This window comes from Duncaniella dubosii, assembly GCF_004803915.1.
In the GTDB taxonomy this organism is placed as follows: Bacteria; Bacteroidota; Bacteroidia; order Bacteroidales; family Muribaculaceae; genus Duncaniella; species Duncaniella dubosii.
Genome location: NZ_CP039396.1, coordinates 1,717,946 through 1,742,010, shown reverse-complemented (window position 1 = coordinate 1,742,010; position 24,065 = coordinate 1,717,946). Strand labels below are relative to the sequence as shown.

23 protein-coding genes, 1 tRNA gene and 1 pseudogene are annotated in these 24,065 nt (G+C 49.2%); 10 read left to right on the top strand and 15 right to left on the bottom strand.

All coding sequences use genetic code 11. The features are described from left to right. Positions 1 to 34 precede the first annotated feature (34 nt). The 8 genes from E7747_RS07565 (at position 35) to E7747_RS16955 (ending at position 8,771) form a co-directional block, all read left to right on the top strand. On the top strand, positions 35 to 919 hold the full coding sequence (locus tag E7747_RS07565; protein WP_136415132.1) for a dihydrodipicolinate synthase family protein: 885 nt from the start codon (positions 35 to 37) through the stop codon (positions 917 to 919). Further along, positions 916 to 2,505: a sodium:solute symporter gene (locus E7747_RS07560; protein ID WP_136415130.1), complete on the top strand. Its 1,590-nt coding sequence runs from the start codon at positions 916 to 918 to the stop codon at positions 2,503 to 2,505. The genes E7747_RS07565 and E7747_RS07560 overlap by 4 nt, the downstream gene beginning before the upstream one ends. Before the next feature lie 19 nt (positions 2,506 to 2,524). Then, positions 2,525 to 3,670 carry an iron-containing alcohol dehydrogenase gene (locus tag E7747_RS07555; RefSeq protein WP_136415128.1) on the top strand — a complete coding sequence of 382 codons (1,146 nt, stop codon included), beginning with the start codon at positions 2,525 to 2,527 and terminating at the stop codon, positions 3,668 to 3,670. A gap of 2 nt (positions 3,671 to 3,672) precedes the next feature. Beyond that, the gene (gene pdxA / locus E7747_RS07550; RefSeq protein WP_228449288.1) at positions 3,673 to 4,710 is read left to right on the top strand and encodes a 4-hydroxythreonine-4-phosphate dehydrogenase PdxA; all 1,038 of its coding nucleotides are present in this window, start codon (positions 3,673 to 3,675) and stop codon (positions 4,708 to 4,710) included. A gap of 10 nt (positions 4,711 to 4,720) precedes the next feature. Then, positions 4,721 to 5,797, top strand: a complete 1,077-nt coding sequence (locus E7747_RS07545) for a four-carbon acid sugar kinase family protein (protein ID WP_136415124.1) — start codon at positions 4,721 to 4,723, stop codon at positions 5,795 to 5,797. Positions 5,798 to 5,860: 63 nt separating this feature from the next. Continuing rightward, on the top strand, positions 5,861 to 7,186 hold the full coding sequence (locus E7747_RS07540; protein WP_136415122.1) for a TlpA family protein disulfide reductase: 1,326 nt from the start codon (positions 5,861 to 5,863) through the stop codon (positions 7,184 to 7,186). A 200-nt stretch (positions 7,187 to 7,386) separates the two neighbouring features. Further along, complete coding sequence (locus E7747_RS16960) at positions 7,387 to 8,067, top strand: MATE family efflux transporter (RefSeq protein WP_228449287.1); 681 nt, start codon at positions 7,387 to 7,389, stop codon at positions 8,065 to 8,067. Further along, positions 7,986 to 8,771, top strand: a complete 786-nt coding sequence (locus E7747_RS16955) for an MATE family efflux transporter (protein WP_228449286.1) — start codon at positions 7,986 to 7,988, stop codon at positions 8,769 to 8,771. Before E7747_RS16960 ends, E7747_RS16955 begins: the two co-directional genes overlap by 82 nt. 172 nt (positions 8,772 to 8,943) lie before the next feature. On the opposite strand, the gene E7747_RS07530 is transcribed toward E7747_RS16955, so the two are convergent. Continuing rightward, a tRNA-Leu gene (locus tag E7747_RS07530) sits at positions 8,944 to 9,025 on the bottom strand. A gap of 138 nt (positions 9,026 to 9,163) precedes the next feature. Next, positions 9,164 to 10,896, bottom strand: a pseudogene (locus E7747_RS07525) (1-deoxy-D-xylulose-5-phosphate synthase). A 157-nt stretch (positions 10,897 to 11,053) separates the two neighbouring features. On the opposite strand from E7747_RS07525, the gene xseA reads away from it, so the two are divergent. Beyond that, complete coding sequence (xseA, locus tag E7747_RS07520; RefSeq protein ID WP_136415120.1) at positions 11,054 to 12,352, top strand: exodeoxyribonuclease VII large subunit; 1,299 nt, start codon at positions 11,054 to 11,056, stop codon at positions 12,350 to 12,352. A gap of 93 nt (positions 12,353 to 12,445) precedes the next feature. Further along, positions 12,446 to 12,820, top strand: coding sequence for a hypothetical protein (locus E7747_RS07515; protein ID WP_168185276.1), 375 nt, complete (start codon positions 12,446 to 12,448; stop codon positions 12,818 to 12,820). Positions 12,821 to 12,924: 104 nt separating this feature from the next. Here E7747_RS07515 and E7747_RS07510 read toward each other — a convergent pair whose 3' ends face one another. The 13 genes from E7747_RS07510 to E7747_RS07450 all read right to left on the bottom strand — a co-directional run bounded on the left by E7747_RS07510 (position 12,925) and on the right by E7747_RS07450 (position 21,606). Then, positions 12,925 to 14,214, bottom strand: a complete 1,290-nt coding sequence (locus tag E7747_RS07510) for a hemolysin family protein (RefSeq protein ID WP_136415118.1) — start codon at positions 14,212 to 14,214, stop codon at positions 12,925 to 12,927. After that, positions 14,211 to 14,912 carry an LPS export ABC transporter periplasmic protein LptC gene (gene lptC, locus E7747_RS07505; protein WP_123613649.1) on the bottom strand — a complete coding sequence of 234 codons (702 nt, stop codon included), beginning with the start codon at positions 14,910 to 14,912 and terminating at the stop codon, positions 14,211 to 14,213. The genes E7747_RS07510 and lptC overlap by 4 nt, the downstream gene beginning before the upstream one ends. Before the next feature lie 23 nt (positions 14,913 to 14,935). Then, complete coding sequence (locus tag E7747_RS07500) at positions 14,936 to 15,412, bottom strand: porin family protein (RefSeq protein WP_136415116.1); 477 nt, start codon at positions 15,410 to 15,412, stop codon at positions 14,936 to 14,938. Further along, positions 15,316 to 16,182 (bottom strand): hypothetical protein, encoded by an 867-nt coding sequence (locus E7747_RS07495; protein WP_136415114.1) that lies wholly within the window; start codon positions 16,180 to 16,182, stop codon positions 15,316 to 15,318. The genes E7747_RS07500 and E7747_RS07495 overlap by 97 nt, the downstream gene beginning before the upstream one ends. Further along, complete coding sequence (locus tag E7747_RS07490) at positions 16,172 to 16,909, bottom strand: type III pantothenate kinase (RefSeq protein WP_123613428.1); 738 nt, start codon at positions 16,907 to 16,909, stop codon at positions 16,172 to 16,174. Before E7747_RS07490 ends, E7747_RS07495 begins: the two co-directional genes overlap by 11 nt. Positions 16,910 to 17,073: 164 nt before the next feature. Further along, positions 17,074 to 17,436 (bottom strand): hypothetical protein, encoded by a 363-nt coding sequence (locus tag E7747_RS07485; RefSeq protein ID WP_136415112.1) that lies wholly within the window; start codon positions 17,434 to 17,436, stop codon positions 17,074 to 17,076. A gap of 7 nt (positions 17,437 to 17,443) precedes the next feature. Next, positions 17,444 to 17,740 (bottom strand): hypothetical protein, encoded by a 297-nt coding sequence (locus E7747_RS07480; protein ID WP_123613430.1) that lies wholly within the window; start codon positions 17,738 to 17,740, stop codon positions 17,444 to 17,446. A gap of 29 nt (positions 17,741 to 17,769) precedes the next feature. Next, complete coding sequence (gene menA, locus E7747_RS07475) at positions 17,770 to 18,654, bottom strand: 1,4-dihydroxy-2-naphthoate octaprenyltransferase (RefSeq protein WP_123613431.1); 885 nt, start codon at positions 18,652 to 18,654, stop codon at positions 17,770 to 17,772. An 18-nt stretch (positions 18,655 to 18,672) separates the two neighbouring features. Beyond that, entirely contained in the window at positions 18,673 to 19,083 is a 411-nt protein-coding gene (locus E7747_RS07470; RefSeq protein WP_123613432.1) for an HIT family protein, read from the bottom strand. A gap of 13 nt (positions 19,084 to 19,096) precedes the next feature. Continuing rightward, positions 19,097 to 19,567, bottom strand: a complete 471-nt coding sequence (gene greA / locus E7747_RS07465) for a transcription elongation factor GreA (RefSeq protein WP_123613433.1) — start codon at positions 19,565 to 19,567, stop codon at positions 19,097 to 19,099. Between the two features lie 348 nt (positions 19,568 to 19,915). Continuing rightward, entirely contained in the window at positions 19,916 to 20,827 is a 912-nt protein-coding gene (gene xerD / locus E7747_RS07460) for a site-specific tyrosine recombinase XerD (RefSeq protein WP_123613434.1), read from the bottom strand. Positions 20,828 to 20,855: 28 nt separating this feature from the next. Next, positions 20,856 to 21,434 (bottom strand): hypothetical protein, encoded by a 579-nt coding sequence (locus E7747_RS07455; protein WP_136415108.1) that lies wholly within the window; start codon positions 21,432 to 21,434, stop codon positions 20,856 to 20,858. Continuing rightward, positions 21,418 to 21,606: a hypothetical protein gene (locus E7747_RS07450; protein ID WP_228449285.1), complete on the bottom strand. Its 189-nt coding sequence runs from the start codon at positions 21,604 to 21,606 to the stop codon at positions 21,418 to 21,420. Before E7747_RS07450 ends, E7747_RS07455 begins: the two co-directional genes overlap by 17 nt. Positions 21,607 to 24,065 lie beyond the last annotated feature (2,459 nt).

Genomic DNA, 24,065 nt, shown 5'->3' with positions numbered 1-24,065 from the left:
ATCGGAATCCTAAAATCTAAAACATAACAACCTTATGAAAAATTGTAACTACCGTGGCGTTGTAGTGCCTATGGTGACTCCTGTCACAGAAACAGGGAAACTCGATACCCCTGCCGTTGAAAGAATAATCGAATTTTTTGCCGCCAACAATGTTGCCCCGCTCCTCATGGGAACAACAGGCGAAGGCAACAGCGTCTCAGCCGCCGACGGACTGCTCCTCGTCGAGACAGCCGTAAAAGCTGCTAAAGGACGCATCCTGATCTATGCCGGACTTACAGGCAACTGCTTCTCCGAACAGCTGTCACAGGCTGAAGCCTATATGAAAGCAGGAGCAGACGTTATAGTTGCAACCCTCCCCTCCTACTACTCTCTCACCGAGGAACAGATGTATGGCTATTATAAATCGCTTGCCGACAATATCTCGGGCCCGCTTATGCTCTACAATATTCTCGCGACAACCCACATGACAATCCCTGTCGATGTCGTCAAGCGCCTCGCCGACCATCCCAACATCGTCGGCCTGAAAGATTCCGAACGCGATCTTGAACGCATGAAGCAATGTATCGCTATCTCCAAAGACCGCGAAGACTTCGCATATTTCTGCGGATGGGCCGCACAGTCGGCATATTCTCTGTCACTCGGTGGCGACGGCATTGTCCCGAGCACAGGCAACTATGTCCCTGAAATGTTCAACCAGCTCTATGAGGCAGCCGTCAATGGAGACATGGACACAGCCAACCGTCTGCAGGACGAAACAAACGAGATTGCAAAAATCTATCAGGCAGGACGCACTCTCGGCCAGTCGCTCAGCGCACTCAAAGTGATGATGCAGACCAAAGGTCTCTGCGAACCGTGGATGCTTATGCCACTGACAAGACTTTCATCTGACGAAGAACAAGCCATAATCGCGAAATTATGAACGACATCCACTGGATTGACTATGCGATTGTCCTGTGCTCAGTAGCAGCGGCGATCGGAGTCGGTGCCTACTTTGCCCGCCGTCAGAAAGACACAAGCACATATTTTGCCGCCGGCGGTAAAATTCCGGCGTGGGCTGTCGGCATGTCGATATTCGCTACGCTCATATCAAGCGTAACTTTCCTTGCCTATCCCGGCGCAGCTTATGCCGACAACTGGATTCTGCTCGTACAGGGACTGATGGTGCCGCTCGTCCTACTTGCCCTTATCGGGATAATTGTCCCCCTGTTCAGAAAAGTCGTACGCCTGTCGACCTACGAATATTTCGAACGCCGTTTCGGATTGTTCGCGCGAATGTATAGTTCATTTGCATTCACTCTCGGACATTTTTCCAAGGCCGGCACAGTCTTCTTCCTCGTCTCCATGGCACTCTCGACCTTCCTTGACATCAATATCTACGCAATCGTCCTCATACTCGGAGTAACCATCATCATTCTCACCCTCCTTGGGGGTATGGAAGCAATCGTATGGATGGACGTGGCTCAGGGAGGCCTGCTCATAGGCGGAGGACTCATCTGTGTAGTGCTGCTGCTCTTCCTACCGGAAGGAGGTCCGGGAGAAGTCATACGCATAGCAAATGAATACAATAAAATTGATGTCGGGCCATACGACTGGGATCTTACACAACTTACCTTCATCGTGATGGTTCTCAACGGCATTTTCTATGCCCTTCAGAAATATGGCACAGACCAGACAATCGTGCAGCGTTATCTCGCAGCCAAAAACGATAGTGACGCGAAAAAGGCGGCTTATATAGGTGTGCTCATGAGCGTACCCATCTGGGCCATGTTCATGTTTATCGGCACATGTCTGTTCGCATACTACCACTCAACCGGCGCACCGGCTCTGCCCGACGGTATAAAAGGCGACGAAGTCTTCCCCTACTTCATAAGCAATGAACTTCCTGTCGGCATCCGCGGGCTCATTATCGCAGCCCTTGCCGCCGCCGCAATCTCAAGCCTCGACACAGACCTCAACTGTCTTTCGGCAATCGCCGTGCAGGACTACTATGTCCGTTTCAAGAAGAATGTGACCGACAGACAGCAGCTTCGCTTCGGACGCGCTATGGTAGTGCTTTCAGGCATCGGCGCGGTCGGTGTGGCCATCCTTTATATCTCGTGGGGCGGAGAGGGTGTGCTCGGAGCATTATTCTCGCTCTACGCCATATTCTCGGCAGGCATAGTCGGCATCTTCCTGCTCGGGCTGTTCAGTCGTCGTGCCAACAAACAGGGACTTTATGTCGGCATCGCCGCCGCCGTAATTTTCACGGCATACGCAGTTCTGACATCGACAAAAGTCGACATACACGGCACAGGTGTCAAGGAAACAATTCTCGATCTCGGATCGTGGAATTTCACACATCATAAATACATGCTTGGAGTCTACAGTCACATCATCGTGCTCGTCGTAGGCTATCTTGCAAGCTACCTGTTCGCAGCACCGCTGGCCGACAAGGAGCTGACCATCTACGGCTATCTTGAAGAAAAGAAAAAGCAGACCCAGCTCGATGTCGAACCAACTCTATAAACAATCACTATATATAGATATGAAACCAATCACACTTTTGCAGCCACAGAAAATAGTATTCGGCTCTGACTGCATTCAAAAATTTGTTGAAGATTATCTGAAACTTGGCCACAAACGCCTCTTCGTGCTGACCGCACCTCCTATCATACCTCTTATCGAACCGACTCTGTCACAGCTTAAAGAGAACGGTGTCAGCGTGGAAGTATTCCAGAATATACTCGCCGAACCTTCGCTGAACGATTTCAACGCTATCCTCCGGCTCGCCCGTGAATTCGGAGCTGACAGCGTTGTCGGAATCGGCGGAGGCTCTGTCCTTGACGTTGCAAAGCTCGTGGCCGCATTCACCGACAGCGACCAGCTTGCGGAAGACTGCTTCGGGACAGGCTTTATAAAGAAGAAAGGTCTCTGGCTTGCATGTCTGCCTACCACAGCCGGAACGGGCAGCGAAGTCTCACCCAATGCCATCCTTCTTGACGAGCGCGACAAACTCAAAAAAGGCATCGTAAGCGAATATCTTCTCGCCGATGCCGCATACGTCGATCCAAAGCTCACCATGACTGTTCCTTCAAAGGTCACAGCCGATACTGGAATGGATGCCTTGACACATTGTATTGAGGCCTACACAAATAAATTCGCACACCCGGCTGCCGACATCTATGCGCTTCAAGGCATCAGACTCATTGCAGCCAATCTGCTCCGCGCGGTCAAAGACGGCAACGATGTCGAAGCCCGCGAGGCGCTTGCTCTCGGCTCGCTTTACGGAGGTCTCGTACTCGGTCCGGTCAACACCGCCGCAGTCCATGCGCTCAGCTATCCGCTCGGTGGCGAATTCCATATTCCACACGGACTGTCGAACGCCATACTTCTCCCGTCGGTGATGAAGTTCAACCGTTCCGCAAACCTGAAAAAGTATGCCGAAGTCGCTATTGCCTGTGGCGCGCCGGAAGGCAAGGATGACGACGAGACAGCTCAGAACGGAGTTGATTTCATCTATGAATTGTCAAAAGCGGTCGGAATACCACAGAAGCTGTCGGAACTCAACATCCCGCAAAGCGCCGTTGACCGAATGGCAAAAGCAGCTATGGAAGTACAGCGTCTGTTGAAAAACAATCCACGCGAAGTAACCGAACAGGATGCAAAGGACATCTATATCTCACTCTACTGATCATGAAGCCGATTTTAGCTATAACTATGGGCGACCCCGCCGGCATCGGGCCGGAAATCGTCGTGCGCGCCCTCAGCCATAAGGAGACATACGAAAAATGCCGTCCTATTGTCACAGGCGACGCCGCTGTGATGGAAGAGGCTGTAAAACTTCTCGGATTCGACTTCAAAATCAACGCAGTCGACAAAGTAAGCGACGCAAGATTCGAATACGGCACTATCGACGTATTCGATCTTCACTGCGTCGACATGAGCACGTTCAAATTCGGAGAAGTGCAGCCACAATGTGGCAATGCGGCATTCGTCAGCATCAAAAAAGCCATCGAGCTTGCAATGGCCAACGAAGTTGACGGAACTGTCACAGCACCGCTCAACAAAGAGGCTCTTAACCTTGCCGGTCACCACTACGACGGCCACACGGAACTCTATGCAACTTTCACCAATACCAAAAAGTATGCCATGATGCTTGCTGACGAGAATATCCGTGTGATCCACGTATCGACCCATGTCCCTCTGCGCAAGGCATGCGACCTCGTGAAAAAAGCACGTATCATCGAAGTGTCCGAACTTATTTCTGATGCCTGCAAGCAATTCGGAATCGAGAATCCACACATCGGCATCGCTGGTCTCAACCCCCACAGCAGCGAAAACGGGATGTTTGGCTTCGAAGAAGCCGAGGAAATCATCCCGGCTATTGAAGAGCTGAAATCGCGTGGATTCAATGTCGACGGACCTGTGCCTCCCGACTCTATTTTCGCCAAAGCAAAATGCGGCAAATATGACGGCTGTGTGGCGATGTATCACGATCAGGGCCATATCCCACTCAAAGTCTGCGCTTTCAACTGGAACAAGGAAACCGGCAAAATGGAAAGCGCCAACGGTGTCAACATCACCCTCGGCCTGCCGATTATCCGCGTCAGCGTCGACCACGGCACAGCCTTCGACGTCGCCGGGAAAGGGCTCGCAAGCGACGACGCTATGGTGCTCAGCATCGACTATGCGACCCGCATGGCCAAATATCGTTTAGGTGTAAAGGAATAAATAATCAGCAATGATTGCCGTTATTGCCGACGACATTACAGGAGCAGCCGAGATGGCGGGCATAGCCCACCGTCTCGGCCTTCGTGTAAAACTGACCATGCAGCCAGAAAGCGCATCTGACTGCGATGTGCTCGTCATAGCTACCGATACCCGTTCGATGACCGAGGAAGAGGCGGCAGCCGGAAGCGCTCGGGTTGCCGGAGCACTCGGCGCTATGCCAGAGGTTGACTCGCTCTTCAAGAAAACCGACTCCGCCCTGCGCGGACACGTAGTCGCAGAGCTTGAAGCCATTCTTGCCAACACCGGTTACCGTAAGGCTCTCTATCTACCTGCCAACCCGTCGAAAGGCCGCACGATTCGTGACGGAGTCTACTATATCGGCGGGAAGCCCCTCCACGAGACCGACTTTTCATTCGACCCCGAATTTCCCGCCTTCTCGTCGAGGCTCATCGAACGTCTGCCGATGTGTGAAGAAAAAAAAATCACCTGTGCCGACGCAGAGAGCGAAAACGATGTCGCAAAGGCCGTCGAGACAGCTGCCGACGACATCCTTCTTGCCGGCGCAGCCGACATGTTCACCGCCTTCCTCCGCCGGAAATTCCCGGCCTGCAGGGAGACTTCCGACTGTCTGTGCGCGTTTAATCTTGCCGACAGCCTCATCATCTGCGGAAGCACGCAGAGCAAACCGATTGACTGCGGAATCGCCACATCCTACATGCCGACCGAGGTCTACGACGAAAAGACAAGCGCCGACGGCTGGACTGCCCGGCTCGTGAAGGACTATAATGACTCCCACGCAATGATTATTGCCGTCCGCGATCGTCACCGCACCGGCAAACACATAGCAGTCTATCTCCGCGAGACAATGGCGCGGATAAGCCATGCACTTGTCAGCTGCCACCGCCCTGCCGAGCTGGTCATTGAAGGCGGAGCTACAGCATTTGCCATTCTCAACAGATTAGGCTGGAATTCATTTACCATCACGGAGGAAATCGCCCCCGGAGTGATACGCATGCAGGCCGACAACGGGACTCATGTCACCATGAAACCCGGCAGTTACCCGTGGGGCAACCTGTTCAGACAATAATTTCAGATGACGTATATTGGGATGTCAAATATACGTCATCATTCGATATTCTCACATTTAAAAATGTCACGTTTATTTCCTCTCTTCATGGTCCTGTTTGCGACAATTTCTCCGGCCATCACCGCGAAAGCCGCAACGGTTGACTCAATTACAGTTGCCGGACGAATCATAAACATTCCACCTAAAGGCGCGAGAACCATTATCATAAACGAATGCGACATCTCTCCCAAAAGCGAGAGGCGTGTGGTTGACCTCGACTCTGTAGTAGAGTTTCGCGAACGCATCCCTCTGTCGTTCGGCCACACTTTCACGCTCAACTATAAGCGCAACCTCTTTGTCAACGCCTATGCCGAACCCGGCGATTCAATATTCATCGAGATTGACGCTTCGAAATCGCCACTCGAATTTCATCTTAGCGGTGACCGCGCGGAACTTAACGAAGAGTATGCCCACGCATTTGCCGACGTGACACCGTTTTCCTACAACGTTGAACTCCCGGCCGATACAGTGGCTCTTGCAGAATACATGCCCATATTCAAGGCGGCCATAGATTCATGCAGAAAACTGATTGACGACTACGTAGCCGCCAATTCCATTTCACCGGAAACCGCACGAATGCTCTACAACGGAAATATCTACGATATCGCCAACCTCGCATGCAGCTATCGCGGAAAGAATCCAGACGAGCAGCTTGCATTCTTCACCGACCAGATTTTCGACCTTACGAACCCAGATAATGCCAAGGTGATGATATTCCCATACCACCTTAGCGCATTAGGCAGGTCTTTTCCCGAATATGCCGCCCGTCTGCCCAAAGGCGTGATCAGAGACATCATGTATGTGGTATCAGACAGCGAAACCGCACCACGACGCGATGACTTCTCGAATCCCGCGTATTTCGACAGAGTCTACGGCGAAGAAAATCCCGCAGAATTAGACATATCCGGTATAACGGACGGAAATATCTGTGTGCTTGAGGGAGATTCGGTTATAGATCTTGACCGCGTAAATCCAATCGACTGGCTCTCCCGTCGATTTTCAGGACGTCCGATATATCTCGATGTCAGCGCGACGTGGTGCGGTCCATGTCGGGAGTCTATCGCCATAAGCGAAAGCATCAGAGACCATTTCAAGCATTCCGACATTCTCTTTGCTATTATCTGGCTAAAATCAGACATGGAGGCATGGACGAAGCTTGCTCCGACAATCCATAATGCCGTCCAGATATTTATCCCTGACGACGACATGGCAAACCGAATTATGGGTGCGCTGAAAATCCACGGATTTCCATCATACTATTTCATTGATCGACAGGGGATCATCAATTCCGACGGCATCCCTCGTTTCAACTCATCCGCCCTCGCCGACTTCCTGAAATCGAAAATCTGAAAAGATTGTATATCATTGAGTTATTTCCACGCAGAATATGGAATATGACACGATAGCGCATTGTTCGCTTTGCGAATGATGCGTTCTTCCATCTGTCGTAAACAGAATCGGAATTAGCCATTTTGGCAAAATGAGACTGATGTATGCCTTGTTTCTTGTTGCAATTTCGTAATTTTGCGCCGAGTTTTTGAAGGTAAATTATGGAAATACGCTCACGGGAGAAAAAGCAGGTGGATATGATCCACGGACCTTTGTCCGGAAAGATTCTTTTATTTTCTATACCACTGATTGCCAGTGGCATATTGCAGCAGTCATTCAACGCTATTGATGTTGCCGTCATCGGCCACTATTCAACCACCCAGGCCATTGCCGCAGTCGGCAGCAACGGACCGATAATCAGCATCCTTGTCAATCTCTTTCTCGGCGTGGCTGTGGGAGCCAATGCCGTAATAGCAACATATTTAGGTCAGAAGAACCACAATTCTGTGCGGAAATCGGTCTCGACCGTCGCCATTATCTCTCTGGTGTCGGGCTTCCTGCTTATGTTTCTGGGCATCACGCTCGCCCGCCCGATTCTCGAAGCAATGAGCGCACCCCACGATGTCATCGACCTCGCCGAACAATATCTCCGCATATTTTTTTGCGGCATGCCATTCATGATGATCTATAATTTTGGGTCTGCAATAATGCGAAGCGTCGGCGACACGAGTCTCCCGTTCTACTCGCTCCTCGTGTCTACACTTTGCAACCTCTTCCTCGACTGGCTCTTTGTCGCCGTTTTCAATCTCGGTGTCCCGGTGTGGCATGGGCCACGGTCATATCCACAGGCATCAACGCTGCCATCATCGTCTATTTCCTCGTCCGAGAGTCTGATCCCGTAGCGCTGTCGCTTAATGTGAGAAAATGGCGATTGTCTAAACCAGACCTTAAAAAGATGCTTCAGATCGGCGTACCTGCAGGGCTGCAAGGCATGGTATTTTCAATCTCCAACATCTTTATCCAATCTGCAATCAACAGTTTCGGTGCTGATGCCATAGCTGGCTCGTCGGCGGCTCTGACATTTGAGGCTTACTGCTATTACATAATCACATCATTCTGCGCAGCCGTCATAGCTTTTACGGGACAAAACTACGGAGCAGGCAACTACGACCGCTGCAAGAGGGTGTTGCGCATATGCATGCTATACAGCATAGTGATCGGCGGGACGTGCAATCTCCTTATCGCATGGTATGGTGATACCTGTATTTCCATCTTCTCAAGCTCTCCCGAAGTGATGCGCTACGCCACAATCCGATTCCACACGGTACTCGTGTTCCAGTGTCTTGCAAGCTTCTATGAAATCCCCGGCTCCTACATGAGAGCCTTGGGTTACTCCGTGACCCCTATGCTGCTAACCGTGTTCGGCACATGTGTCCTGCGACTTGGATGGGTAGCCATATTCAGAGGGATCGACAGTTCATTCCACGGACTCTTAATCATCTATCCCATATCATGGACCATCACTGGCATCACCGTAATGACCGCAGCCTTAATAGTCCAGCACAAAGTATTCAAAAGAAAAGCCGTGCAGACCACAATCAGTTAATGAGCTGCCAAAGCATACACGATTTCTTAATCCAAAACTCACATAGATTAAAACTGAAAACCTGTATGCTTCATCAGCAGGCTGAATAATCCATACTTACGCCATCACCCGCAATAAAACAGGCAAAAAAATTAGTCTCCTGACTATCAAATAATCAAGAGACTAAGCATCGTGCGCATGAAGGGACTCGAACCCCCACGTCCTAAGACATTAGATCCTAAGTCTAACGCGGCTACCAATTACGCCACATGCGCGACATTCGGATAATATTTTCCGAATGCAAAGATAGATATTTTTACCTAAATTTCCAAATTTATTTTACAAACCAAGGGATATATCACTGATTATAAGCGATATATATCTTATTCTATTCAACGGCCAAAATCGAATAATCAAGCCTTTGCCGATTCTGCGACCTGAGCAGGAGTCAATTTATTGGCTTTCAGCACCTCATCGGCATTGTAACGGTCAAGGAATTCCTTCTGCAGACCGAGTGTCACAACCTTCACCGGCGATTCGCCAAGATAGGTAGCCACTTTTTGCCCGAAACCACCGTCCAATATACCATCCTCAAGAGTCACAACTGTCTTATAGTCTTTCAGTCGGTCAAGACACTCCTTGTCGAGCTGAGAAAGATTACGCGGATTTATAAGAGTCGGGTTTTTCCCTTCTTTACGAAGAATATCAACCGCCTCACTTGCAATGCCGAAGAAATCACCGGCACCTATTACGGCAATCTCATCGCCATCAGCAACGACATCATATTTAAAGAAATCCATATTCACCGAACGGTCGGAATGAACAACAGCTCCCGACGGAGTTCTAAGTAACACCGGATGCTCTGTCTGACTTATTGCCCAGTCGAGCATGGCTACATATTCCTCGGCATACGCCGGGCGAGAAAGACAAAATCAGGAATATTGGAGATCAACGGTATATCAAAAAATCCAAGATGGGTCATATCCGGGATTCCCCATACACCCCCGGCAAAATCGACTATGACTGCAGGGAGGCCGTTTATGGCAATGCCGTGCGACAGCTGATCGTAGGCTCGCTGTAGAAAGGTCGCCATCACACCGAATACCGGGCGGCAGCCACCTTTGGCAAGTCCGGCTGCAAGGGCTGTCGCCGCCTGCTCACAGATACCGACATCTATGAACTGCCGCCCCACAGCCATACGGCGCTCGGGTGTAAAATTAATCGCACCGGGAGTTCCGGCCGTTATAGTCACCACCTTTGGATCGGCGTGCATACGAATTAGCATCTCACGGGCGAAAATCTCGCCATAGTCCTCCTCTTCATCATCGACAAGTGGAGCACCTGTCTTGAGATTGAACGGTGTGGTATAGTGAAAAGCCTCTTTGTTGGCCTCCGCCACTGGCAAGCCCTCACCTTTCATGGTGTTGATATGGATAAGCACCGCATGATCCGCATCAAGAGCCGCCTTAAATGCCTTTATCAGAGACTGGATATTATTACCCTCCTCCACATATATATACTGATAGCCAAGCGCACGGAATATATTGTTTGCGGCAGTTCCGTTTGTCTTGCGCAGCTCTGCAAGATGGTCATAGAGCGCACCGTGGTTCTCGGCAATCGACATCTGATTGTCATTAAGAATCACAATAAAGTTTGTCCCCAGCGTGGGAGCAAAGTCCAGCGCTTCAAGAGCCTCACCGCCACCGAGAGATGCATCCCCGATGAAAGCGACCACATTTTCTTTACCACCTTCAAGATCACGAGCCTTCGCAAGCCCGCATGCAAGTGCAATCGATGTAGATGTATGGCCGATTTCAAATAGATCATATTCACTTTCCCTCGGACACGTATAGCCGGTCACATCATCATAGTTAGCCGGATCAATGAAAGCCTCGATTCGTCCTGTCAACATCTTGTGGACATAGCTCTGGTGACTGACATCAAACACGATTTTATCAGCCGGAGCATTAAAGACGTAATGAAGGGCTACGGTTGCCTCTACCACACCCAGATTAGGCCCGACATGACCGCCGTGAGCCGAAAGTTTTTTCAACAGATTTGCACGCAGTTCCCCGCTCAGATCATTTAATTCATCAATTGTCAACGACTTGATATCAGCAGGAGAATGAAGCGATTTAAGATTTATTTCCATAAATGTAAAATTATAATTCAAACTGAGTTATATTAAGGCCCACTGCGGACACAACTACAAAATTAACATTTGTGATTGTGTAATGTTTTACCATTTATAACTTCAAACCTACCAAATTTGCATTAATTTTGCACGATAAAACCAAATTCCAATGACCACAGACACTCTGACACTTGAAGAATTCACTTCACGCCTGTCATCTCTCATCTCATCCGAGCCATCGTTACGCAACGTATGGGTAACCGCCGAGACATCCGACGTGCGCCGTGCCATGCACTGCTATCTTGAACTTATCCAGAAAAATCCGGCCACCGGCGAACCGATAGCACGTGTGCGTGCCACAATCTGGCGTTCGGCACTCGCTCGTATCGAAAGTGATTTCATGGCGACTACAGGCAGCCGTCTGGGAAGCGGAATGAAGGTCAGAGTGCTCGTCTCGGTCAACTATCATCCCTCCTACGGGCTTTCGCTTAATATCACAGACATTGACCCGGTGTATACTATGGGCGACCTTGTGAGACTGCGACTTGAGATTCTTGCAAAACTTCAGAAGGAAGGGGTCATTGAACTAAACCGCTCGCTCGAATGGACTGAAATCCCTCTCCGCATAGCCGTAATTTCCGCTACCGGCGCGGCAGGCTACGGTGATTTCATCCATCAGCTCTACACTAACCCGCGCCATCTAAGATTTTCGACAAAGCTTTTTCCCGCTGTAATGCAAGGCCAGCAAGCTCCGGGATCAATAATTGCCGCTCTCGAATCCATTGCCGCAGAAGAAGACGACTGGGACGGTGTTGTCATCATTAGAGGAGGAGGTGCGACAAGTGATCTTGCCGCATTCGAAAACTATGACCTCGCCGCCAACATAGCCCAGTTTCCATTACCCGTTATAATAGGTATCGGTCATGAACGTGATGTGACTGTGCTTGACTATGTTGCAAATATGCGTGTGAAGACTCCCACAGCAGCTGCCGAATGGCTTATTTCACGTGGCACAGAAGCCCTTGACCATCTTGAGGCTCTGGCAACCGAAATACACCATAGCGCATCTGCCATGATTTCCGCATCACGCGAGCAACTCGCATATATCAGCGCACGTCTCCCCTATCTTCCACAAGCAGCAATCGACAATACACGCAAACGTCTCGACCGTGATATGCTCGCACTGAGTGAAACCACCCGTAAACGTTTGCATCCGGAGGTGTCTCGACTCGACATGCTTGCCGAACGTCTTGCCTCTTCGACCGCATCAATAATCGAACGTCGCAGACATCGACTCGATTCTATCGGGGAGCTAATCAAAGTGCTTTCGCCTGCCGCAACACTAAAACGCGGGTATACCATAACACGCATCAGCGGTCATGCTGTGACTTCTGTATCCCAACTAAAAACAGGTATGACAATCGAGACCATACTGCCCGACGGCACTGTCAACTCTAACATTCTTTAATTAGATTTAATAATAACCCCGGCAACCCAACACCGCGAGGGGATGTTATAAGGGTATATTTCACTAATTAAACGAATAACGATTATGGACTCAATGCAACAGAACATCGCAGACCGTGCCGGTGAACTTTCGGCACAAGCCGCAAAAGTAAGCGCTGAGGCAGCGGAAGTAGCTGCAAAGGCTCAGTTTAAAGCTGACAAACAGGAAATCAAAGAAAAAGCCGCCGATGCCAAAGCGCAGGCTCAGGCCAATCTCGACTCAGCCAAGGAGAGCATTGCCGACAAACTTGCCGATGCCAAAGACTCACTGTCAGACAAACTATCGGATGCCAAGGATTCTATCTCTGACAAGGTTGACGATCTCAAAGAGAAAGCTTCACCTCTGCTGGACAAAATCAAATCAGGGGCTGCAAGCGCGCTCAATTCGATTGCCGACACTGCATCCAATCTCGCTGACAAACTCGATTAGATTCTCTCTAATATCATAATTTACACATTTTTTGTCCTCCGCCCGCAAACATCCGCCACCATCCTGCGGGCGGGGGATTTCTTATGTGTCAGAGAGATTCAGATTCACTCCTTGTCAGAAAACTGTGTAGTCTCTACGCGTATGAGATCGAGACGTGTGGCACTTCTGGCCTTGATAGTGAATGTGATTCCGTCAATCTCAATCCTCTCATCCTGCGCAGGAAGAGAGCCTGTCTCATGAATGATATAACCGGCGAGAGTCTGGTATTCATCATCCTCCGGAATATCAAGACGGAACTCGTCGCGGAGCGTACGGACTTCAATGCGGCCGGAAAACTCAAATACTCCGGGCGACAATTCAGTCGCAGTCAATCCGTTCTTGTCGTGCTCATCCTGAATATCACCGAATATCTCTTCCACGAGGTCTTCAAGGGTCACAAGACCGGCAGTCCCGCCAAATTCATCGACAACTACTGCCATCGACCGCTTTTCGCCAAGCAGACGACGCATCATTGTGTTTGCAAGAAGGGTGTCGGGCGCGTAAAGGACTTCTTTTACGTGTTCTTTCCAATCCCTCCCGGGGTCGAAAAGCTCAGACACATGCACGTAGCCCACCACATTGTCAATATCCTCCTTATATACCAGAATCTTGCTTCGGCCGGATGAGGTAAAAAGTTCCGACAGTTCCTCGCGTGTCGTAGTGTCGATATCAACCGCCACAAGCTCATTGCGCGGAGCCATACAGTCGCGGAGCTGCGTCGTTGAGAAATCAAGCGCGTTGTGGAAAATCTTCACTTCGTTTTCAACCTCCACCTCCTGTGGATTTTCAAGGTCATCAATCTTGGTTTCAAGATAATCGTTGAGATCCGTGATAGACAATACACCGAGGCGAGTGTCCTCAGCCTTGATGCCGGCAAGCTTCATCAACATTTTCGACAGCCAAGAAGTGAACCATGAGACGGGATAAAGCACTATGTAGAAAAAATAAACCGGCAAAGCGGATATCTTCAACGAAGTATTCGGATTGATGCGAAAAACGGATTTCGGAAGGAACTCACCTGTGAAAAGAATCACAAGTGTGGAAACGATTGTCTGCAAGACAAGAATTACAGCCTGATTATCAGAGATGTTGGCTTCAATCCACGGCTCAAGTAACGCGGCCGCGCCCATACCGTAGATGACAAGCATGATATTGTTGCCGACAAGGATGGTGGATATAAAGAAATCGGAGTGGGAATAGTAGCGCCCTATAATCCTGTTAATCAGGCCACCTCGGTTCGTATCAAGTCCGACCCTGACACGGTCAGCCGAGATATAGGCAATCTCGACCCCTGAAAAAAGAGCCGAAAAACAGAGAGATACTACGGAAAGGATAATCCACGCTGTAAGTGTCATTTAGTAGATGCTTTTGTTATGCTGTCGTTATCTTGCACCGGATTGTCGTCATCGGAATCCTTCGGTTCGCTGTCTTCACTGTCAGATGTCGCACCTGCCCCGCGTCCTCCCGGACGGAAAGCTCCTGCGGGAAAGATTCCCGATACTTTCCTGATGGTATAGCGGGTCAACTGCTCGTTTGAATCAAATCCATAGCCTTCAAGCACCTTGTCAGGGCGCTCTATATGAATGAATGAATCGGAATAGAGCTTATGCTGTCGCTGATCCCAGTAAAGCTGATTTGTCAGGAACTTCTCGTTCATCACATTTGTGATGTTGACATTTCCGTCAAGCCGCCAAAGCTGCTTGTTTTTGAAATAGACTGCCGAATCAGCCTCGACCGTTGCTTCACGACGGAAAAAATTGTCATATTTATCAAGGTTCAACCCTTCCGGAAAGCTCCAGTAAGGTTCATCAACCTCATCGTAGACATACCATATCGGTGTGACAATGCGGAAGCGCGTGACACCGGAATCTGAAATAAGTGTCTCGACATCGCGTGTCAGCATAGTCGGAGTCCTTGAGGCATCCACGTTGCCCATCCCGACCGGATCGCTGTCCTTACAACCTGACACGACGAATGAGACAAGCAACAGACACACCACGGCAACAACCGGCAGTGAACGCATGGCCCGAAGTGTAGAGCAACGTTTTCCCATTATCCGAATGACACTGCCACGCATCAACGCAGCTTATTCTGGAAGAACCAGACCTGATTGAAGTTTATACCGAGAGTCACATGGAAATATTGTTCCTTCAACAATGGATTAGGAGTAGCCTGCCGATTAATATACTCAAAACCGAGATTAATGACAGTCTTCTCTGAGGCGGCCGGCAAACCGAAACCACATGAAATACCGTAATCACGCACATGATTGCCTTCGACCATGATATAGTCACGATTGTAATAGCCACCTGCACGGTAGGTGACACGCTTGAAATATCCGCCACGCGGATCAGGGCGATAGCTCAGACCGGCACCGATACGCCAGCGATTGTCAAATTTTCCGGACGAGAAGTTTTCAATCTGATGATACTTTGCTTTCGACCAGTTCTGATAAGTCACATCGACTTCCGCCTGCAGACGGTCGTTCCAGTCATAGGCAAGACCTGCGCCCCATGTTTCAGGAAGAGAGAACTTGTCACGCAGCTTAACCACTCCCGGAGCAATCGTATCGGGGCACCGGTGCTTGTGTCATGATATTTCAGCACATAAGTCTTTCCAAGAAGCGATTTGGAAGGGGAATATGTCACACCGAGTGTAAGTGCGTTTTTGCGGGATATGCGATAGGTGTACTGAAGACCAAACTGAAGATGATAGTCCTTCACCTCCATTACCTGCTCAAACAGAGACTGGGTTGTCGATCCGGTCTGGCTCGCATAAACATCGTTGTATATCGTGCCAAACAGATAACTGATATTGACACCTACCGAAAGATTCTTCAACGGCATTACACCAGCTCCTATATAAAGCTGATTAAGACCGCCCGTGCCCTGATGTGTTGAGACTCCATTGGTGATTTCCGAGCCGAACGAATAGCCGACCGACGAGTATGGCAGAAGACCGGCACTGACCCCGACAATCTTGCCGACAGGAAACTGCATGGTCACATAGTCAAGACCGCCACCCCAGTCATGATTGCTGCCGGTGTTGTCCTTACGCCAGAAAAGAGACACGTCCGTGCCCATATCGAAAAGGAATGTCAGAGAGTCCATTCCGGCATAGGCAGCCGGATTCATTACGTTGACCTGACGGCCTGAACGCATGGCATAGCCAACCCCACCCATCTGACGCTGAGCTGAGGTTGCATTGTCACGGAGAAGGCCATAGCCAAACTTCGAATACGGACTTGTGGTGTTCTGAGCTGAAAGCCCCGAGGCGGTCGCTACTGCAATAAGAGCGAGGATGAGAAGTGACTTAATTTTCATTGTATAGCAAAATTCTGTTTAACCCCTTGCTGGCCAGATGTTCATCGACATGAACATCAAAGTCACAAAGAGATGCGAGATGATGGCCGCATCCTCCGCCAAGGACAACGACAGTATCCTTAGGGAGACGGCTACGATAATATCCTATTGAGGCGACAACACTGTAGACCGCGCCCAAGGTTATAGCCTCGGCTGTATCACGGCCTATGATTGTATCGCGGAGTGAACCCATGTTTTCAGGGAAAGGGATGAGAGGAAGTCGGGCCGTAAACTGATTGAGGGCTTTTAGCTCCATTGTAATGCCCGGAGCGATATTGCCACCGCGGAAAGTTCCGGAAGCATCCACGTAGTCATAGGTCACCGCAGTCCCGGCATCTATGACAAGGATGTCACGTCCCTTAAAATCGCTCCATGCCCCTACAGCAGCCGCAACACGGTCGCTTCCGAGCGTATTTGGAGTGGCATAATCAATGTTGATAGGCAGCGGAGTCGAGGGACTCAGACGGTAGACACAGCGGGCAAGGTGGCTGAGCTTATTGATGACAGGTCCGTTATTCTGAACCACGGAACAATATATAGCACCCGACAATGGGCGACCGTTCACGAAACTTTCAACCGACGAGGGTGTGAGACGGGCTTCGATGACTGAGTCAACGAGCTCTGTATCATTCCAGAATGTAATCTTGGCTTCGGAATTTCCCTGATCGATGGTTAAATAATTGGCCATTGTTGATTATTTGGGGGCAAAATTAGTCAAATTGCGTTAATTTCACCTCAAAATAAGAGGATTTTTAACTATTTGACGACAAACGTTTGCAAGAAATGAAAAATGCAATGGCATTTTACTTTCGTTAAGAAACTTTTTTCGACGTGATGTGATTAAAACCAACCTTATTTTAATTTCTGACGCGGAATCATTATGGATGTATAAAGCGTCAGGAATCCTCCGGCCAAAGTAAACGCAAGCCAGTCCTTACCACCGGTTGAAGGCAGGAATAGAAATACCGCACCGATGATAAAGATGATCGCTGTCCATATTTCCATATGCAGCAGACGACGCAGACGCAATGGAGCATCCTTAACACTCGGAGCGACAAAACGGCCGATGAGCAATATCAACGCTCCGGCAGCATAGAGATAACGCATCCAGTCCTGTGCCACATGGATCAGTGGCAGAAAGGCGGCAATCATGACTGAGAGCAGTCCGACTGTCACCATTATTGTTGAGACGGTTTCCCGTCCTGATGATTTCATTTTATTATTACTCATAAATATAGACATCTTCGTCGGGATGTTGCATGTGATATTGTTCACGTACTATCCGCTCCATAGTTTCTTTGTCCGTATCAAGCGAATGGTTAAGCCCGCGATAATACTCAAGGGTGTCGGTCGACTCACTAATTGCCGCTTCCAGTTCGGTTATTCGACGCTCCTGCTCGACAGTGCGAAGCAGGGAATTTTCATTGACAAACAACACAAGCACAGTCACCGTCACCGCAGCAAGCAATGTGAAGGAGAGATAGCGCTTACACCATGCGTAAAAGTTGTTCATTGCCATAATAAACAGAATGAGGATGAGATTTTAAATCAGGATATAATTACTGTCAAAAGGAATCCTGCCGCATAGACAAGCATAAGGACTGCAGTCATTCCAAGCAGCGGATTGAGAGCGCGGCCGGAAAGCAGTTTCAGACGCAGACATAGAAATATGTGTCCCAAAAGATAAAACAGCGGTACGATCCACCAAAGCCCACCGGCCGACAGCCATGCAGGTAAAGTGAATGTCAACGCGCAGATACCGTTGGAACAATAGATGAATATCATGGACCGACGGCCAAGTCTGACAGCAAGGGTCTGCTTCCCGACAGCCGTGTCGTCTTCAATGTCGCGATAATTATTGACAATCAACACATTCGCACCCATAAGGCCGATACCGACCGAGGCAAAGCCTAACCACCAGCCCCATGCACCGCCCATCAGGATATAGGTCAGACACACCGGGATAATGCCGAAAAAGCACACCACAGCTACCTCACCAAGGCCATGATGAGAAAGAGGATAAGGACCTGTGCTATAGGCCATGACACCCAAAGCAGTGAGAATACCGATGATAAACATCCACCAATAGCCAAAAACAGCCACAAGCACGCAACCCGTGACGCATGCTACGCCAAGGGTTGCGTATGTGGCATATTTCATGGATTCCGGCGAAATGTCACCTTCAGTGACTCCTCGTCGCGGGCCATCACGACCTACCCGGTCAAAACCACGCTTGAAGTCATAGTATTCGTTGGCAAAGTTTGATGCAATCTGAGCCAGAAGGGCAAATATCAGACATAAGATAGCAGGCATAACGCGAAAATGGTGCGTATCAATACCGAGGCCTACGGCATATATGACACCCGCAAGTGACACGGGAAGTGTCCGAAGCCTCATCGCTTCAATCCAGCATGCAACCTTACTTCTGCCCATCGTCTATCTATGGCGTTGTTAGTTTCCGGGATAAAGTTCGTCGTATTTCGAGGAAATAGCCTTTGCGATTGCCTCCATCTCTTCAGCAGGAAGCTGAGTCTTGTTGTGGAAATCCATATCAGACTCCGAATTGATGGGAATGAGATGAATGTGAGTATGAGGCACTTCAAGACCTATGACAGCTACACCCACGCGTTTGCAAGGGACAGCCTGTTCAATAGCTTTTGCAACACGCTTTGCAAAAAGAGTCAGAGCGCTGTAATCATCGTCAGACAGATTGAAAATATAGTCATCTTCAATCCGCGGAATCACAAGCACATGACCCGGAGCAACGGGATTGATGTCAAGAAAAGCATAGTGACGTTCGTCGGCTGCAATACGGTAAGAAGGAATCTCGCCGGCTGCAATTTTACTGAAGATTGTCGACATGACCTACGGTGCTTTAGAAATTGATTTCAACAATCTCAAATTTCATTAAGCCTGCCGGCACCTTTATTTCGACAATCTCGCCAAGCTTATGGCCAAGAAGACCTTGCGCGATAGGAGTGCTTGAACCTATTTTCTTATCCTTAAGGTCAGCTTCGGAATCAGCGACGATAGTATATTCCATCATCATGCCGTTGGCTGTGTTCTTGATTTTAACTCGGTTGAGAATCTGCACTTCCTCGTTGTTGAGCTTGCTTTCGTCGATGATGCGTGAGTTAGCCACGAGGTCTTTGAGCTGCGCGATCTTCATTTCAAGCATACCCTGAGCTTCCTTTGCGGCATCATATTCGGAATTCTCCGAAAGGTCGCCCTTATCACGGGCTTCAGCGATTGCGGCAGATATGCGGGGGCGTTCCACTGATTCGAGAAACGCGATTTCTTCCATTTTTTTCTTGTAACCTTCCTTGGTCATGTAAGTAATAGCCATGGTAGTATAAACGTTTTGGTTATATTTATTTTTAATTATTATTCAAGCATAATCAGTCCGACAACTCCGAAGAGCGTCGGAAAGGTGGTGAAGAGAGATTCCAAAATCTCAGGGACGATTAAAAAATAAGGAATCCCGACGCTTATGGCAACGAGACCCTAACGGATACAGTTGATTTACAGCTTTCTGTATATTACAGTAAATAAATCGATATGTAATAATGGCCACACGCTATCGTTTGACCGTTGCAAAGATACAGACAATAATCCAATCCCCCAACCAAGCGACCGTCCATTTAACATAAATTGGCTAAGAAACCGTCCTGTCAACCGGCTTCCCTTCTCAAGATTATCCTCGATGATTGCGGGGATGATATGTCAGAATATCCGACCTGAGAGTCGAACGGTCAAGATGGATGTAAATCTGCGTAGTGGCTATGGTCTCATGGCCAAGCATCTGCTGGATTGCTCGTAGATTAGCACCTCCTTCAAGCAGATGGGTCGCAAATGAATGCCGGAGGGTATGGGGCGAAATATTCTTACGTATTCCGGCAGCCTCAGCGAGCGACTTGACTATCTGGAATATGCGTTCACGCGTAAGTTTTCCGCCACGGCGATTCAGAAAAAGTATGTTGGAACAGTCAGGCTTCACAGGCAATGTCTCACGGTCATGAAGATACTCGCCAATTTCATAGACCGACACTTCCGACATAGGAACCATCCGCTCCTTATTGCCTTTTCCTCGAACGACGAGATAGCCTTCATCACCATAAATTTTCGATATTTCCACATTTACAAGCTCGCTCACACGAAGCCCGCAGCCATAGAGGGTTTCCATCATGGCACGGTCACGCTGCGCTTCCGCCTTGTTGGGATCAATAGCCGAAATCATGGCATTGATTTCCTCGACGGTCAACACCTCAGGCAGATGAAGTCCGATTTTCGGCGATTCAAGCAGCTCTGTAGGATCAGGGTTGATGTAGTCTTCAAGACTCAGGAATCTAAAAAAAGAACGCATTCCTGAAATGATGCGCGCCTGTGACCGCTCGGCAATCCCGAGATCATGAAGCTCTCCGATGAAAAAACGCAACGTGTCGGCCGTCACTTCACGCAACGTGCAACCTGTATCCGAAAGATAGCCGAGCAAGCGGCCAACATCTGAAAGGTAAGCTTCCCGCGTATTGTCGGAAACACCTTTTTCCATACGCAGGTAAAGCCCATATTCTTTCAATAGTCTGTCAATGTCTGCAATCTGACGCATTCGGACAATTTTAAAAGTTTTCGCATCCTCAGAAATTAACCTCGAAATTCTGACGCGGAAGATCATGGCGGCTCACCAAGATTATTGTACGGCGATTGTAAAAACTCATGCCGGATGTCAGAAGGTCTCTTAACCCGCAAGCATCTGCCCCCGATACGTCCATAAAAGCCACCATACATTCACTCCGAAGCGCTCTACCGAAAAAGTCCATATCATTGACGTTGCGTGCAGACTGGATTATGCAAAAGCCGGGATTTTGCATACAGGAGGGATCAGCTGCCTCGGAGCAGCTATATGTTTTAATCCGCGAATCGGCAAACTTTACCGTACGGTCTATGTGCGCGGTAAAATCAGAGTCACCAACCACGGACACCACTGCCGGCCGGAACTCACATACAAGACGAAACACAAGCGCAAGCCTTCTGAATGCCTTCCGGTCACCAGCTATATGCCTTAGTTCCCGATAGGCATAGTATTCCCCGCTTTCCCGGAGCACACACGTGACAAACCGGAAAGCGAAAGGCGAATGGATTCCGAATCCACGGCTTCGCCACGCTCTTTTGATACGCCGGAATCCGGGGATAAGATGTTTAAGCCTTCTTTTCATCCGGCTTACGGCCAATAAACTTTCCGGCACTTAGAACGATTGCCGCCAACAGCGCGAGATAGATTATCACGATTGAAACTGTAGCAAGAGTATCGGTCGTATGGAGCGACGGTGGATCAAACGACATGACAATCTCATGATCACCGGCAGGCACACGCATTGCACGCAACACGTAATCGACACGACCAAGCTCGACCGGCTTGCCATCAATTGTCGCCGTCCATCCCACGGGAAGAACACTTCAGAGAACACCGCTACTCCACCGTTGACACTGTGGGCGCGGTAAGTCAGGCGATTTGGTGCATAAGTCGTCTCGACAATCGTATCTGCGGGCGAGCCGGCCACCGATTTACCGAGGACGGACTCATACTTTCTGTCAGCAACCGCCGTGACGCGCGGATCAATCCGGGAGAGCATGGCCATCTCCTCGTCAGGAGTAGCCACATAGTCGACATGCTCAACAAACCAAGCATTGCCATAGGCTTCCGGATTACGCAACACCTGTCCGTCCAGACCAACTATATAGCGGGCATTCAGCATGTTGAGTACATTCCAGTCCGCATCTGTTTCCGCACCCCTCTGGAAATGCGAGAGATGTCTGTCAATAAGGTCCTGATAGCGTGTCAGTTTAGCGGCATGATATCCGCCAATCATCTTATGGTAGTATGACGGGTCGGCACTGTTGAAGCGTGGTATATCCATCACCCTGTAGTTCATCGACGTATCCTGAAGTATAGCCTCGTCGACAGGAGTCTTTGCTATAGGAGCGCCGACAGTAAGCTGCTTGGGAACAAAACTTTCATGACTGACATAACGCTTGTTAACCATATAGAGATCGCCAAGCACAAACACTCCGAGAATCGCCACAGTAACACCCGTACCAATTTTACGTCTCAGACAGGCGACAAGCAAGCAACCGCCAAGCGCTACAATGAGGAAGCTACGGAGCGCATCGGAGCTGACAAGTCCGAGACGAAGACTCTCAGCAGCCGAATAAATTGCAGGATTCTGCAAGCTGAACTGACGGGCTGTAGCCGCGTCATAGCCTTGTTGCATTAGAGAACTCGTTATATAATTGTCGATTTCCCGGTCATTTTCGGAAATTGCACCACCATATATTTCAGGCACACAGAAACCTAAAGCGCAGATTGCTAACGTCAGTCCGAAACTCCACAACACAGGCTTGCGGTAGCGCTCCCACGCATCCTTTTCGCACAGAAGTTTCTGCAATCCCATCACCGCGAGAAGAGGTATGGTGAACTCGGCTATGACAAGTATGCTTTCGACTGTACGGAATTTGGAATACATCGGGACAACAGAAAGCATGATATCAGTAAACACCATAGCATGCCGACCCCACGCAAGCACTATCGAGAATAGCGTCAGAATCAGCAACGCCCACTTCATAGGGCCTTTGACTATGACACATGCAAGAAGGAAGAAGGCGAATATCAGCGCACCGACATAGACAGGGCCATTAGTTCCTTCAGGATCACCGAAATATTGGCTCATATAGCTGAGATATTGCTGCTGCATTCCATCAATCTTACCCTCCGAAATCATTTTTTGTGCATCCGGGAGATCCGAAAGACTCATCGCTACCATACGCCCTTTCTCCGGTTTTGCAGAAGCACCACCCTTGACATTGGGAATCACCAAAGAGAATGTCTCAGAAGGTTGGTAGCTGTATTGAGTTATATAATCCTTATCAAGACCTGCAGAAGCCGCGTTTGCTCCAACCTGCGAAGGCGAGGTCAGCTCGCTGTGGCGGCCACGCATTGTCTCCTTTGCATATTCGTATGTCAGATAGAGGCTCGGAGCATTGGCAGCGACAGCCAGTCCGCCTGCAACGGCAAGAACGGCCGTAGCTACAACCCACTGCCGTAACTGACTTTTCTTTACAGCTTCTATCAGACATGCGACTACTATGCCGAATATAACGAAAAGGAAGTAGTATGTCATCTGCACATGGTTTGAAGCAATCTGCATCATCGCAAAAAGGGCTGCCAGTGCACCTCCGCTCAGATAACGGCCACGATAACATAGTATCACTCCGGCTATCGTCGGGGGAATATAGGCAAGAGTAACGAATTTCCAGATATGGCCTGCACCTATTATTATTATGAAGTAGGATGAAAAACCATAGGCTATAGCACCGATGAGCGCCACATACCACCGCATTTTCATGGCAAGAAGCAGGATAAAAAATCCTACCATCATCATGGCAATCAGTGATGACGGAGATGGCAGTCCGAGACTCATCACACTATTAATCCACTTGTAGAGACTGCTTGAGGGATAGGACGGAGAAATCTGAAAAGTAGGCATGCCGGAAAATAGGGAGTTGGTCCAGCGGGAGACCTCTCCTGTCTGTTCGGCATAGACTTTCGCCTCCTGTCCTATGGCTATGCCCTGCTGCATGTCATGCTGACGGAGCTGATTGCCTTCGGAAGCATCCGGATAGAAAAATGCAAATGCGATGACGGCAATCACTGCCAGTCCACCAAAAAATGTGAGTATCGAACGATATTTTTTTATAAAATCCTGCATCTGGAATTCGTTATATGAATGAGCGTTAAAATCTTGCACTAAATCAATTAAAGTGTTTTATATCGACCTTTGCCTGACACG